The organism is Roseburia hominis (genome assembly GCA_040702975.1).
GTDB classification, from domain to species: domain Bacteria; phylum Bacillota; class Clostridia; order Lachnospirales; family Lachnospiraceae; genus Allocoprococcus; species Allocoprococcus hominis_A.
On record CP159990.1, the window covers coordinates 3,476,761 to 3,491,064 of the forward strand.

General features: G+C 49.8%; 9 protein-coding genes, 3 rRNA genes and 1 other annotated feature. Of the genes, 1 reads left to right on the forward strand and 11 read right to left on the reverse strand.

Annotation, left to right across the window (positions count from 1 at the left end; all coding sequences use genetic code 11):
- Nucleotides 1-26 precede the first annotated feature (26 nt).
- From trpA to trpE, 7 genes are all read right to left on the reverse strand, one after another.
- Entirely contained in the window at nt 27-809 is a 783-nt protein-coding gene (gene trpA, locus ABXS75_16035; GenBank protein ID XCP84547.1) for a tryptophan synthase subunit alpha, read from the reverse strand.
- A complete protein-coding gene (trpB, locus tag ABXS75_16040; protein XCP84548.1) occupies nt 802-1,989 on the reverse strand; it encodes a tryptophan synthase subunit beta in 1,188 nt (395 codons plus the stop codon). Before trpB ends, trpA begins: the two co-directional genes overlap by 8 nt.
- Nucleotides 1,979-2,602: a phosphoribosylanthranilate isomerase gene (locus tag ABXS75_16045; protein ID XCP87178.1), complete on the reverse strand. Its 624-nt coding sequence runs from the start codon at nt 2,600-2,602 to the stop codon at nt 1,979-1,981. The genes trpB and ABXS75_16045 overlap by 11 nt, the downstream gene beginning before the upstream one ends.
- 66 nt (nt 2,603-2,668) lie before the next feature.
- Nucleotides 2,669-3,463, reverse strand: coding sequence for an indole-3-glycerol phosphate synthase TrpC (gene trpC / locus ABXS75_16050; protein ID XCP84549.1), 795 nt, complete (start codon nt 3,461-3,463; stop codon nt 2,669-2,671).
- A 147-nt stretch (nt 3,464-3,610) separates the two neighbouring features.
- The gene (gene trpD, locus ABXS75_16055; GenBank protein XCP84550.1) at nt 3,611-4,627 is read right to left on the reverse strand and encodes an anthranilate phosphoribosyltransferase; all 1,017 of its coding nucleotides are present in this window, start codon (nt 4,625-4,627) and stop codon (nt 3,611-3,613) included.
- An 85-nt stretch (nt 4,628-4,712) separates the two neighbouring features.
- Nucleotides 4,713-5,279, reverse strand: a complete 567-nt coding sequence (locus tag ABXS75_16060) for an aminodeoxychorismate/anthranilate synthase component II (GenBank protein ID XCP84551.1) — start codon at nt 5,277-5,279, stop codon at nt 4,713-4,715.
- Entirely contained in the window at nt 5,279-6,739 is a 1,461-nt protein-coding gene (gene trpE / locus ABXS75_16065) for an anthranilate synthase component I (protein XCP87179.1), read from the reverse strand. Before trpE ends, ABXS75_16060 begins: the two co-directional genes overlap by 1 nt.
- Nucleotides 6,740-6,808: 69 nt before the next feature.
- Nucleotides 6,809-7,070 (reverse strand) — a binding site (T-box leader).
- Between the two features lie 272 nt (nt 7,071-7,342).
- Between trpE and ABXS75_16070 the strand changes: the two genes are divergently transcribed.
- Complete coding sequence (locus ABXS75_16070) at nt 7,343-8,149, forward strand: polysaccharide deacetylase family protein (protein ID XCP84552.1); 807 nt, start codon at nt 7,343-7,345, stop codon at nt 8,147-8,149.
- A 65-nt stretch (nt 8,150-8,214) separates the two neighbouring features.
- Here ABXS75_16070 and ABXS75_16075 read toward each other — a convergent pair whose 3' ends face one another.
- The 4 genes from ABXS75_16075 to ABXS75_16090 form a co-directional block, all read right to left on the reverse strand.
- The gene (locus ABXS75_16075) at nt 8,215-9,012 is read right to left on the reverse strand and encodes an HAD family hydrolase (protein XCP84553.1); all 798 of its coding nucleotides are present in this window, start codon (nt 9,010-9,012) and stop codon (nt 8,215-8,217) included.
- A gap of 232 nt (nt 9,013-9,244) precedes the next feature.
- Nucleotides 9,245-12,131 (reverse strand): 23S ribosomal RNA (locus ABXS75_16080).
- Between the two features lie 284 nt (nt 12,132-12,415).
- Nucleotides 12,416-12,533, reverse strand: a 5S ribosomal RNA gene (gene rrf, locus ABXS75_16085).
- A 213-nt stretch (nt 12,534-12,746) separates the two neighbouring features.
- Nucleotides 12,747-14,278: ribosomal RNA gene (locus ABXS75_16090) — 16S ribosomal RNA — on the reverse strand.
- The 16S, 23S and 5S rRNA genes sit together here, the layout of an rRNA operon.
- Between the last annotated feature and the right edge of the window lie 26 nt (nt 14,279-14,304).

The following is a 14,304-nucleotide window of genomic DNA, read 5'->3' on the forward strand; positions in this document are numbered from 1 at the left end:
TCTTCGCACCCCTTCTCCATAACGCACTACCCTGAAATGGAGAGTATCGCTTCTTTCATGCCCCGCACATATTCCTCCACATACGGAACGCACTCTTCCCCGTGCTCTGCTATGATCTTCACGATCGCAGAGCCAACGATCACCCCGTCAGAAATCTCTGCCATTTCTTTCGCCTGCTCAGGAGTCGCAATCCCAAATCCTACAGCACAGGGGATATCCGTCACCTTTCTCACCTGCCCGATCATTTTCCCGATATCCGTCGTGATCTTACTGCGCACGCCGGTCACCCCAAGGGAGGATACGCAGTACAAAAATCCTTCCGCCTCTTTTGCGATCATCGCGATTCTCTCATGAGAGGTCGGCGCGATGAGGGATACCAGTTCTACACCGTACTTCCTGCACATTCCCGCAAGCTCCTCTTTTTCTTCATAGGGCATATCCGGCACGATCACGCCGCACATTCCGCACTCCACACAGCGCTTCATGAACCGCTCCACTCCATAGGTATAAATGGCATTGATATAAGTCATGAATACCCTGGGAATTTGCATCTCCTCTTTAATTTCCTTCATAGCGTCAAACAGTTTATCTGTCGTACAGCCCCCGGTAAGCGCTCTCTCATCGGCCTCCTGGATCACCGGCCCTTCTGCAATCGGATCGGAAAATGGAATCCCTACCTCTATTAAATCCGCCCCCGCGTCCTGCATGGCAAGCAGCAGACTCTTTGTCACTTCAAGCGAAGGATCTCCTCCCGTAATAAATGGAATAAATGCTTTTTTCTTATCAAATGCGTCCTTAATCCTACTCATAAATCTCCACTCCTCTATATCTTGCAATAGCCGCCACATCTTTATCTCCGCGGCCCGAAATGTTAATCACGATAATCTGATTCTTTGACATGGTCGGCGCCAGCTTCATCGCGTAAGCCACCGCATGAGAGCTCTCCACCGCCGGAATGATTCCTTCTGTCCGCGACAAATACTCAAATGCTTCTACCGCCTCGCTGTCCGTAATTGGAACGTATTTCGCCCGGTCCTGGGCCGCCAGCATGGCGTGTTCCGGTCCAATTCCCGGATAATCAAGCCCTGCCGAAATCGAATATACCGGTGCGATCTGTCCGTCCTCATTCTGGCAGAACAAGGATTTCATTCCGTGGAAAATACCTTCCGTCCCTCTGGCGATGGTCGCCGCATGTTTTTCCGTATCCACACCCAGGCCTGCCGCCTCGCAGCCGATGAGCTGCACCTCCTTGTGTGGAATGAATTCATAAAATGCTCCCATCGCATTGCTTCCGCCGCCCACACAGGCGATCACGGCGTCCGGAAGTCTTCCTTCTTTTTCCAATAGCTGTTCTTTGATCTCTTTTCCGATGATTTTCTGAAAATCACGGACAATTGTGGGAAATGGATGCGGCCCCATCACAGAGCCCAGCACGTAGAGAGTATCGTCCATTCGGCTTGCCCACTCCCGCATCGTCTCATTTACAGCGTCTTTCAGTGTCATGGTGCCTGTAGTGACCGGGTGCACCTTTGCCCCTAAAAGCTCCATTCGAAATACATTCAAAGCCTGGCGCTCGGTATCTTCTTTTCCCATGTAAATCTCACATTCCATATCCATGAGAGCTGCCGCCGTGGCGGTCGCCACTCCATGCTGCCCTGCTCCTGTTTCCGCAATCACGCGGGTCTTCCCCATTTTCTTTGCCAGGAGCACCTGACCCAATACATTGTTGATCTTATGGGAGCCGGTGTGGTTCAGATCCTCCCGCTTCAGATAAATCTTTGCGCCTCCCAGATCCTTTGACATCTTTTTTGCCTCATAAAGAAGGGAGGGACGCCCTGCATAATTTCGCAAAAGTTCGTCAAGCTCCCTGTTAAATTCCGGATCGTTTTTATACTTCTCGTATGCTTCCTCCAGCTCATTTACCGCGTTCATCAGCGTTTCCGGCACGAACTGCCCTCCATATCTGCCAAATCTACCTTTACTTCCCATAATTCCTGACCCTTTCTATAAACTCTTTCATTTTAATTTCATCTTTTACTCCGTCCGTCTCCACCGCACTGCTTACGTCCACTGCGTAGGGACGGCAGGCCTTTACGTGGCCGCAGACATTTTCCCCCGTCAGCCCGCCCGCAAGAAAATACGGTTTTGTAAGCTTGGGAATAAGGCTCTTGTCAAATTCCTGTCCGCTCCCACCGTACGTTCCTTTTACATAGGTATCCAGAAGAAGATAATCTGCGTCTAAATGCTCCGCCTCCAGAATCTGCTCCCGGCTCCTGACCCGGACCGCCCGGATAATGGGAACTTCAGGCACCGCCTCACGGACACGCCGGATATACGCCGCGTCTTCCTCCCCGTGGAGCTGTATCATCTGGATCGTTCCGCTTTCGCACAGCCTACTGATTATCCCGATATCTTCCTGGACAAACACGCCTACTGCCGGGATTTCCGTGGACAATTCCTTTCGCAGAGCAGACGCTCTCTCCTCGTCTACATGCCGCCGGGTGTGCGCAAATACGAACCCTATATAATCCGGCTTCAGCCGGTTTGCCATCTGTACGTCCTCGCTGCGTTTTAACCCGCATATTTTGATCTTCGTCTCCAAACTCTTTGTCTCCAACTTTCCTGATACTCCTTAAGGTCTTGATATCTATGATTTTTTCCCGCCATATTAGGAACAGAAAAGCTCGCCGCCATTCAATTCTTCGAGCATTGCTTTTTTGTCAGCGCTTCTCATCAGTGTCTCTCCGATCAGCACTCCATTTACCCGGGCCTTACGCAATCTTTCGATGTCTGCCGCCGTTTTAATCCCGCTTTCCGCAACAAACAGAACTGTCTCAGGAGCCAGGCTGCGCAGGCGAATACTATTTTCGATATCCACGGTAAAATCCTTAAGATTCCGGTTATTTACACCGATGATCCTCGCTCCCGCCCGGATTGCGGACTGCATTTGGGCCTCATCGTGGACCTCCACCAGCGCGGACAGCCCCAGCCGGTCGCAAATGCGAAGATACCGCTTCACCGTCTCCGTATCCAAAAGTGCGCAGATCAGGAGCACCACCTTTGCGCCGAGGACCTTCGCCTCATAAATCATATACTCGTCTATCACAAAATCTTTTCTCAGAACCGGAATATTTACATTTTCTGCAATCTCTTTCAGATATTCGTTCTTTCCCTGAAAGTGTTTCGGCTCCGTCAGGCAGGAAATCGCCGCCGCTCCCGCCATCTCGTACTCCTTCGCAATTTCCAGATAAGGGAACTCTTCTGCGATGATCCCCTTGGAAGGGGAAGCCTTTTTCACTTCGCAGATATAATGAATCCCCTCTTCCCTTAATTTCTTTTCAAAGGGGAATCCGGTATCTCCCTCTAATTCTAATGCCCGCCTGCACATTTCCGAATACGGGACCTTCCGTTTTGCCTTCTCCACACGAAGCTTCGTGTCCGCAGCTATTTTATCCAAAATCATACCATTCTCTCCTCGTATAATAAGTTTGTAAACAAGTAAAAGCTTACAGACCTTGGGGAAACACACTGATTGCCCGCTTTCCCTTTCCTTCCATATACTCGCGACTTTGTCGGCGCTAAAACGCCCCTCACTTAGGTGCATTAAGCTTTATTCGACTGCCTGGGTCGCCGCCTTAAATTCCTCATATTTTGCAAGTGCCTTGCCGCTATCGATCAGTTCTTTGGCCATCTCAATTCCTTCGGCCAGGGAAATGCCGTCGATTCCCAGATACAGGCTCATACCGGCGTTTAAGAGCACCACGTCACGTTTCGCGCCCTTTTCTTTTCCATTCAGAATGTCCAGGGTAATCTGCGCATTCTCTTCCGGCGTCCCCCCGATCAGATCCTGAAGCGGACATCTGACAAGCCCGAACTGCTCCGGCGTGATTGTATAAGAGGTAATCTCGCCGAACCGGATCTCATGCACCTGCGTCTCTCCCGTCAGTGTGATCTCGTCAAGTCCGTCCTCCCCGCACACTGCCACACCGCGGGTCACTCCCAGATTGGCCAGCACGCGCGCCAGAGGCTCAGCCAGCTTCTTATCGTACACGCCCAGGAGCTGCATCGTAGCCGCTGCCGGATTGGAAAGGGGCCCCAGAATATTGAATACGGTGCGTACTCCAAGCTCTTTTCTCACCGGAGCCGCATATTTCATGGAAGAATGATATACCGGAGCAAACATAAAACAGATTCCCGTATCATTCAATACCTTTTCATTTTGCTCTGCCGAAAGCGCCACCTTGATTCCCAGCTTTTCAAGCACATCTGCCGCACCGCTTCTGCTCGACACGCTGCGGTTTCCATGCTTTGCCACCGGCACCCCTCCTGCTGCCACCACAAACGCGGATGTCGTGGAAATATTAAAGGTACCCACCTGGTCACCGCCCGTCCCTACGATGTCGATCACTTCTCTTTGCGGCTGGATCTTTATGCCCTTTTCCCTCATGACTGTGGCAAATGCCGTAATCTCATCTATGGTCTCTCCCTGCATACTGAGCGCCATCAGGAAACCTCCCATCTGCGCCTGCGTCGCGGTGCCGTCCATCATTTCTTCCATGACACCCCTCGCCTCGTCGTATGTCAAATCCTCTTTTTTCGCCAGTTTTGCAATTGCTTCTCTAATCATGTCTGTTACCTCCTGTTGTATTGTAAAATATATTTTCTCCGGTATTCCCGGTTTATTGCCTCGTGTATGTTGTTCACTCACTACTTTACAGCGAGAGGAAATTCCCAAGTATTTTTCTTCCGTCCGGTGTCAAAATGGATTCGGGGTGAAATTGAAGTCCATAGATCTCATAATTCTTATGCCGGACTGCCATCACCTCCCCGTCCTTTGAGCGGGCCGTCACCTGGAGCACCTCCGGTATCGTTCCTTCTTCTGCCACCAGAGAATGATACCGGGCCGCGTCTATTTCCGGCTCCATATTCCTAAAGACCGGGCACGCCGTATCAATGGATATCCGGCTTTTCTTTCCGTGCATCAGTTCCTTCGCATGGATGATTCTCCCTCCGAATGCCTCACAAATCGCCTGATGTCCCAGACAGACACCCAGAATAGGAATCTTCCCGCCAATCCCTTTTACCACCGCTTCACAGACCCCCGCGTCCTTCGGGTATCCCGGCCCCGGCGACAGTATTATGTGGCTTGGGTTCATTTTGAAAACCTCTTCTACAGTGACCGCATCATTTCTCACCACCTGGATATCCTGACGGATACTGCCCGCAAGCTGTACCAGATTGTAAGAAAAACTGTCATAATTATCTATCAAAAGCACCATTATTCCAGCACCTCCTTTGCCGAGCGGATCGCATTCATGACAGCCGCCGCCTTATTTGCCGATTCTTCGTACTCCATTTCCGGAATGCTATCCGCCACAATGCCGCCTCCGGCCTGCACATAGACCTTTCCGTTCTTCTTGACCGCCATTCGAATCGCAATACAGGTATCCATATTTCCCGTAAAATCCAGATATCCCAAAGCACCTCCGTAAATGCCTCTCTCTTCGCTTTCCATTTTCTCTATGATCTCACACGCCCGAATCTTCGGCGCCCCGGAAAGTGTTCCGGCGGGCAGGACCGCTTCCATGGCATGCAGGGCGTCTTGGTCCTTCCGGATATTTCCCTCTACCTGCGAGCAAATATGCATGATCTTGGAATAGCGATGGATCATCATATACTCCGTCACCTCCACCGAATTAAATTCGCAGACCCTTCCCAGGTCGTTTCTTCCCAGATCCACCAGCATATTGTGTTCGGAAAGCTCCTTCTCATCTGCCAAAAGTTCCCTCTCCAGGCGCTTATCTTCCTCATCGTTCCTTCCCCTTGGCCTTGAGCCTGCCACAGGAAATGTCGTCAGCCTGCCATTTTGCAGCCGCACCAGGGTTTCCGGCGAGGTGCTCATGATTTCCTCGTCGTCAATATGGAAATACACCATATAGGGCGACGGATTCGTCGTTCTGAGTACCCGGTAAGGGTGAATCAGGCTTCCCTCATAGGGACTTGTGAACTGTCTGGAAATAACCGCCTGGAAAATGTCTCCGTCCACGATATACTCCTTTGTCCGTTCCACCAGTTTGCAATACTCTTCCTTGCTGACATTACAGGTAAATTTAATCTTGCTGTCGGACACGGGAATCTCCGGGACCTCCCTGCTGCGGATCATTCCCACGATTTCCTGAATCTGCGCCATGGCCCTGCCGTAATTCTCCATGACCTTATCTGTTTTCATATTTACAATAATACTGATCTTCTGTTTCAGGTGATCGTAGGCAATGATTTTATCGAACATCATCAAATCATAATCATTGAATGTTCCCTTTTTTATGTTCAGGACCGGCTCCGCATACCCAATCATGGCATAGGAAAAATATCCGGCAAATCCTCCGGCAAACGGCGGAAGTCCCTCAAGTCTCGGCGCTTTATACCTCTTCATAATCTCACGGATCACTTCCATCGGTTTCCCGGTAACGCTGACCTTCTCCTCGGCATTCTCTTCTATCGTCACCTTCCCGCAACTGCAGGATACCCGTATGACCGGATCATACCCCAGGAAGGAATACCTTCCCCACTTTTCTCCGCCTTCCACACTTTCCAGCAGAAAATAGCGTTTGCTTGTGGCTGCGATTTTCCGAAGCAGCGTGATCGGCGTAATCACATCTGCATAAATCTCGCGGCAGACCGGTATGATGTCGTAATCAGGTGCTAGTCTTAAAATCTCTTCACAATCCGGATGCATTATTGTTTTTTTCCTCCTTTTTCACTTGGGTATGCCGGGCAACAAAAAAAAGCTCCTGTCCCTCATAATTAAATAAGGGACAAAAGCTCTATAACTCATAAACTTCTGCGGTACCACCCAATTTGCCGAACAAATTCGACCACTCTATAAATGTACTAACATACATCTCTCCTTGGTAACGGGCGAGAATCCCGTCAGCGTCTACTCCCGATATACGGTTTCAAGCTGCCCTCACAAGTCCATTCAGCAAAAACTCTTACTGCTGCCTTTCCACCATGCGGCAACTCTCTGGAAGTAAATATCCTTGCTTACTCCTCTTGTTCAGCGGTTTGTCATTTGATTTTTATAGTATATGCCTGATTTATGAATTTGTCAATCTTTTTTTGAATCCTTGGGTATATCCCAAGTTCTCCGCAAACTGGGGGATATGATGGAACTTGTACATATATTTGGCCAATAATTTTTCTATCATTTTAATAAATATAGGATTACGGGAATAGGAAGTAATCCGTATATCATAGGGGAAAGTTTTTGCGCACTAATCCAGCATATTCTACATTCTATTACATATATTTAACTACAATCCTATACTTATCGGAGTGTTCTATGATACCCAAAGGTAAACTTAAAAAATCTCTCACCGTCGCCTTCCTCTTTGCCATCTGCTTCCTCGCCGGCAATGCCATAGGCCGCCTGAAGGAACATTTCTTTCCGGCCACAGTCACAACATCCACCGAAAACTGGGGCCTGAGCTTCCAGGAAGAAGGCGCCGCTCCTATTGGAAATGCCACCTTTGATGAGCTCAAACAATTTGATGCCTATTACGCAGAGGATACCGATGAAAAAATTCTGTATCTTACATTCGACGCAGGCTACGAAAATGGAAATACGCCTGCGATTTTAGACGCCCTGAAAAAGCATAAAGTCCCGGCTACCTTCTTCGTAGTAGGGACCTACCTGGACGATAATGCGGATTTGATAAAACGGATGTTACAGGAAGGCCACACGGTGGGGAACCATACCTGGCACCACAAAGATATGTCACAGATTTCCACTCTGGATTCTTTTTCAGAAGAGGTCGTTACTGTGGAGGATAAATTCAAAGAGATCACCGGGCAGTCCATGACCAAATATTACCGTCCGCCTCAGGGAAAATATGATGAAAATAATTTGAAAATGGCTCAGGAACTGGGATATAAAACATTCTTCTGGAGTCTCGCCTATGTAGATTGGTACCAGGATAACCAGCCTTCCAAAGAGGAAGCCTTTGAGAAATTACTGGGCCGCATTCATCCGGGCGCGATCGTACTTCTTCACAGCACCTCTTCTACTAATGCCGCAATCCTCGACGAATTACTCACAAAATGGGAGGAAATGGGCTACAAATTTGGCGCACTGTCTGATCTATCCTGACCAAAATATTACAATGCCCCACAAACCTTATTGGTCGTGGGGCACTCTTCTTCTCTACTCAAGAATCATGGTACAATCGAATAATGCCTCAAAGCATATTCGATTCCATCCTCTTCCACCGTTTTCGTAATAAATTCCGTGTAGGGCTCCAGAACCGGACTATGCTCCCCCATCGCGACCGTATGCACCGCATACTGAAACATAGGTAGATCATTAGAGCTGTCTCCAAATACATAAGCCTGCTCTTTATCCAGTCCGAATTTTTTCAGGACCGCCTCGATTGCCGTAGCCTTGGAATACCCCGCAGGCACACATTCATAAGTACCGCACCCACGGTCAATCACCTGCATTTTCCGGGAAATTTCACGAAGAAACCTGTCCTTATCGCTCTGCTCGTCCATTACCAGAAACATTTTATCATAAGGGCAGACTACCTGGTCGACATAGCTTGTCACGCCAAGCCCCACAAGAGCCATCTGAGCCTTCATGGTCTCCATCTGCTCAAACCGGGAGTTTCCGGAAAAGAAATATACGTCGTCTGTCCCTTCAAACACGCCATCGATCCGACACTTCCGGACAAAAGCTACGATTTCTTTTCTGTCCTCCTCCGTCAAATGCATTTCAAAAAACACCTGTTCATGAAAGGTCAAATAGATTCCACAGCCACACAGAAACCCATCAAAAGGCTGTTCCAGGATTTCATGTGGCAATCTGCAGGTCGTTCTTCCCGTATTTACAAAAAGCAGATGTCCACACTCTTTTGCCTCTTTTAGCGCACACTTTGTGCTTTCCGGAATCTGCTTTGTATGGTCACTTAAAACCGTTCCGTCTATATCAAAAAATAGTGCTGCTCGCTTACGCATCGTATCCTGCTATCCTCCCGTAATACCTTTCTGTGCAAAACACAATCTGATTGAAAATAAAAAATGAAAGTAAAAAACATCCTCTCAGAGCGATTTTGCTTCATAGGACCCACTTTTCTATAAAACAAAAAACCACAAATTCAATCTATAGAATTTGCGGCTTTTATTCTAATGTACCTTCAAAACAGCATACAAAGAATCATCTTCCATCCACTACTACCTATCCTACCTCTTGGTTATGCCCTCGACCGATTAGTAACAGTCAGCTCCGTACATTGCTGCACTTCCACCTCTGTCCTATCTACCTTGTCGTCTTCAAGGGGTCTTACAACTTGCGTTGGGATATCTCATCTTGAGGGGGGCTTCACGCTTAGATGCCTTCAGCGTTTATCCCTTCCTGACTTGGCTACTCTGCCATGCCTTTGGCAAGACAACAGATACACCAGCGGTCAGTCCAGCCCGGTCCTCTCGTACTAAGGCCAGCTCCTCTCAAATATCCTACGCCCACGCCGGATAGGGACCGAACTGTCTCACGACGTTCTGAACCCAGCTCGCGTACCGCTTTAATGGGCGAACAGCCCAACCCTTGGGACCTACTTCAGCCCCAGGATGCGATGAGCCGACATCGAGGTGCCAAACCACTCCGTCGATGTGAACTCTTGGGAGTGATAAGCCTGTTATCCCCAGGGTAGCTTTTATCCGTTGAGCGATGGCAATCCCACTTTATACCACCGGATCACTAAGTCCTACTTTCGTACCTGCTCCACCCGTCGGTGTCGCAGTCAAGCTCCCTTCTGCCTTTGCACTCTTCGAATGGTTTCCAACCATTCTGAGGGAACCTTTGAGCGCCTCCGATACCCTTTCGGAGGCGACCGCCCCAGTCAAACTCCCCACCTGACATTGTCCCCCAGCCGGATCACGGCTGCTGGTTAGAAATCCAATACTGCAAGGGTGGTATCCCAACAGCGGCTCCATGGCAACTGGCGTCACCACTTCACGGCCTCCCACCTATCCTGTACATACAATATCGAATCCCAGTATCAAGCTGGAGTAAAGCTCCATGGGGTCTTTCCGTCCTGGCGCAGGTAACCAGCATCTTCACTGGTACTTCAATTTCACCGGGTGCATTGTTGAGACAGTGCCCAAATCATTACGCCTTTCGTGCGGGTCGGAACTTACCCGACAAGGAATTTCGCTACCTTAGGACCGTTATAGTTACGGCCGCCGTTTACTGGGGCTTAAGTTCAAAGCTTCGCCTTTCGACTAACCTCTCCCCTTAACCTTCCAGCACCGGGCAGGCGTCAGCCCATATACTTCACCTTACGGTTTTGCATAGACCTGTGTTTTTGCTAAACAGTTGCTTGGGCCAATTCTCTGCGGCCTGTCGCCAGGCACTCCTTCTCCCGAAGTTACGGAGTCATTTTGCCGAGTTCCTTAACAATGCTTCTCCCGTCGGCCTTAGGATTCTCTCCTCACCTACCTGTGTCGGTTTACGGTACGGGTGCAGTATGAACGATAGCGGCTTTTCTTGGCAGCTGGCTCACACACTTCCCTACTTATAGTTCGGTACGCTTAACGTCTTCGGATTGCATGGCGGATTTGCCAGCCACGCTCCTACCTCGCTTGCCCCGGGATTCCATTCCCGGTAGTGCTCTCCCTCTGCGTCCCCACAGTTCTGTCATACTGCAGTACAGGAATCTCAACCTGTTGTCCATCGGCTACGTCTCCCGACCTCGCCTTAGGTCCCGACTTACCCAGAGCAGATCAGCTTTACTCTGGAAACCTTGGGTATTCGGCCGGAAGGATTCCCACCTTCCTCTCGCTACTCATTCCGGCATTCTCTCTTCTTAAAGATCCACAGCTCCTTCCGGTACTGCTTCGTCTCTCTAAGAATGCTCCTCTACCAATCTACTTTGTAGATTCCTGAGCTTCGGTAGTGTGTTTCAGCCCCGGACATTTTCGGCGCAGGACCTCTCGACCAGTGAGCTATTACGCACTCTTTTAATGTATGGCTGCTTCTAAGCCAACATCCTGGTTGTCTTTGAAATCCCACATCCTTTTCCACTTAACACACATTTTGGGACCTTAGCTGCAGGTCTGGGCTCTTTCCCTTTTGACTGCCCAACTTATCTCGTGCAGTCTGACTCCCATGAATCATCTTACTGGCATTCGGAGTTTGATATCCTTTGGTAAGCTTTGACGCCCCCGCGGGAATTCAGTGCTCTACCTCCAAAAGACTCTCATGAGGCTAGCCCTAAAGCTATTTCGAGGAGAACCAGCTATCTCCGGGTTCGATTGGAATTTCTCCCCTATCCACACCTCATCCCCACCCTTTTCAACGGATGTGGGTTCGGACCTCCATTGCCTTTTACGGCAACTTCATCCTGGACATGGATAGATCACCCGGTTTCGGGTCTACTCCGACTGACTTCACGCCCTCTTAAGACTTGGTTTCCCTTCGGCTCCACACCTTGAGTGCTTAACCTCGCCAGCCAGCGTAACTCGCCGGACCGTTCTACAAAAAGTACGCGGTTCATCATATATAGATGTTCCACAGCTTGTAAACACAGGGTTTCAGGTTCTCTTTCACTCCCCTCCCGGGGTCCTTTTCACCTTTCCTTCACAGTACTATGCGCTATCGGTCACTAAGGAGTATTTAGCCTTACGGGGTGGTCCCCGCGTATTCCTACAAGGTTTCACGTGTCTCGTAGTACTCTGGATACCGCCATGCTGGTTCATCTTTCGCTTACGGGGCTTTCACCCTCTTTGGCTGGCTTTCCCAAAACCATTCTGCTAAACTCACCAGATCATTTATGCGGTCCGAACCCCGTGGTGCACGCACCACGGTTTGGGCTCTTTCCATTTCGCTCGCCGCTACTTTGGAAATCGATGTTTCTTTCTCTTCCTCCGGCTACTTAGATGTTTCAGTTCACCGGGTTCCCCTCCATACGTTATGGATTGGCGTATGGATACTGGAGGTCTGCTCCAGTGGGTTTCCCCATTCAGATATCTCCGGATCGTCGGATATTTGCTCCTCCCCGAAGCTTTTCGCAGCTTATCACGTCTTTCATCGGCTCTTAGTGCCAAGGCATCCACCCTGCGCTCTTTCTAGCATAACCAAACGCTTCCTCTCATGGGAATGAGAGTCGGCTACACATACTAGCGTGTATGTGTTGGTATTCAGGTTCGTTTTTTTACTTCGTTGTCTCGAAGTGTCAGTTAATTGTTATCCTTAAGAACAACAATCACCTCGGATGTCTTTCTCTTTTATTTGAGAATTGATTTATCTTTGTATGCAGTTTTCAAGGTACATGTGTGACTGAAATCTTTATCAGTCATTAAAGAACAAAACTCTTTGTTTTACTCTTTAATCACTGGTAAAACCAGCTGACTTTTTTTTGAAATCTGGCGGCCACCTGCTCTCCCACACCGTCTCCAGTGCAGTACCATCGGCCGCTTAGGTCTTAACCATCGTGTTCGGGATGGGAACGGGTGTTGCCCCTAAGCGCATCGCCACCAGATATATTCCGTCAATCAACACCGTGAGTGCCGGCTCTCATCTAGCTCAATTCCGCTCCGCTCCATTTCGCTAGATTCAATCCTTCTTATGCATCTTAGCTGCCATGTGCGCTCCTGAAAGCAAGCTTTCGTCGCACCCCTGCCAGCTAATCTGCGCACTCACTCCTTGATGACTAAATAACAGACAACAACTCTCCCTACTTCTTCTTCCTTAGAAAGGAGGTGATCCAGCCGCACCTTCCGATACGGCTACCTTGTTACGACTTCACCCCAGTTATCGGTCCCACCTTCGGCAGCTCCCTCCTTTATGGTTGGGTCACTGACTTCGGGCGTTACCAACTCCCATGGTGTGACGGGCGGTGTGTACAAGACCCGGGAACGTATTCACCGCGACATGCTGATTCGCGATTACTAGCGATTCCAGCTTCATGTAGTCGAGTTGCAGACTACAATCCGAACTGAGACGTTATTTTTGAGATTTGCTTGGCCTCGCGGCTTCGCTTCCCTTTGTTTACGCCATTGTAGCACGTGTGTAGCCCTGGTCATAAGGGGCATGATGATTTGACGTCATCCCCACCTTCCTCCAGGTTATCCCTGGCAGTCTCTCTAGAGTGCCCGGCCTTACCGCTGGCTACTAAAGATAAGGGTTGCGCTCGTTGCGGGACTTAACCCAACATCTCACGACACGAGCTGACGACAACCATGCACCACCTGTCTCCAGTGTCCCGAAGGAAAGCAGACATTACTCTGCCGGCACCGGGATGTCAAGACCAGGTAAGGTTCTTCGCGTTGCTTCGAATTAAACCACATGCTCCACCGCTTGTGCGGGTCCCCGTCAATTCCTTTGAGTTTCATTCTTGCGAACGTACTCCCCAGGTGGACTACTTATTGCGTTGGCTGCGGCACCGAATAGCTCTGCTACCCGACACCTAGTAGTCATCGTTTACGGCGTGGACTACCAGGGTATCTAATCCTGTTTGCTCCCCACGCTTTCGAGCCTCAACGTCAGTCATCGTCCAGCAAGCCGCCTTCGCCACTGGTGTTCCTCCCAATATCTACGCATTTCACCGCTACACTGGGAATTCCACTTGCCTCTCCGACACTCTAGCTGTATAGTTTCCAAAGCAGTCCGGGAGTTGAGCCCCCGCCTTTCACTTCAGACTTACACAGCCGTCTACGCTCCCTTTACACCCAGTAAATCCGGATAACGCTTGCACCATACGTATTACCGCGGCTGCTGGCACGTATTTAGCCGGTGCTTCTTAGTCAGGTACCGTCATTTTCTTCCCTGCTGATAGAGCTTTACATACCGAAATACTTCTTCGCTCACGCGGCGTCGCTGCATCAGGGTTTCCCCCATTGTGCAATATTCCCCACTGCTGCCTCCCGTAGGAGTTTGGGCCGTGTCTCAGTCCCAATGTGGCCGTTCACCCTCTCAGGCCGGCTACTGATCGTCGCCTTGGTGGGCCGTTACCCCGCCAACAAGCTAATCAGACGCGGGTCCATCTCATACCACCGGAGTTTTTCCCACTGAGCCATGCGGCTCCGTGGTCTTATGCGGTATTAGCAGTCATTTCTAACTGTTATCCCCCTGTATGAGGCAGGTTACCCACGCGTTACTCACCCGTCCGCCACTCAGTCACAAAAGGCTTCTTCCGAAGAATCCGTCTTAAGTGCTTCGTTCGACTTGCATGTGTTAGGCACGCCGCCAGCGTTCATCCTGAGCCAGGATCAAACTCTCGTTAAAAGTGTTTGTATCCAGTCCAGAATCGC

Bases quoted from the DNA above. Each gene is read 5' to 3' on its own strand.
- trpA (XCP84547.1), bottom strand. From the start codon at position 809: ATGAGTAGGATTAAGGACGCATTTGATAAGAAAAAAGCATTTATTCCA.
- trpB (XCP84548.1), bottom strand. From the start codon at position 1,989: ATGGGAAGTAAAGGTAGATTTGGCAGATATGGAGGGCAGTTCGTGCCG.
- trpC (XCP84549.1), bottom strand. From the start codon at position 3,463: ATGATTTTGGATAAAATAGCTGCGGACACGAAGCTTCGTGTGGAGAAG.
- trpD (XCP84550.1), bottom strand. From the start codon at position 4,627: ATGATTAGAGAAGCAATTGCAAAACTGGCGAAAAAAGAGGATTTGACA.
- ABXS75_16060 (XCP84551.1), bottom strand. From the start codon at position 5,279: ATGGTGCTTTTGATAGATAATTATGACAGTTTTTCTTACAATCTGGTA.
- ABXS75_16070 (XCP84552.1), top strand. From the start codon at position 7,343: ATGATACCCAAAGGTAAACTTAAAAAATCTCTCACCGTCGCCTTCCTC.
- ABXS75_16075 (XCP84553.1), bottom strand. From the start codon at position 9,012: ATGCGTAAGCGAGCAGCACTATTTTTTGATATAGACGGAACGGTTTTA.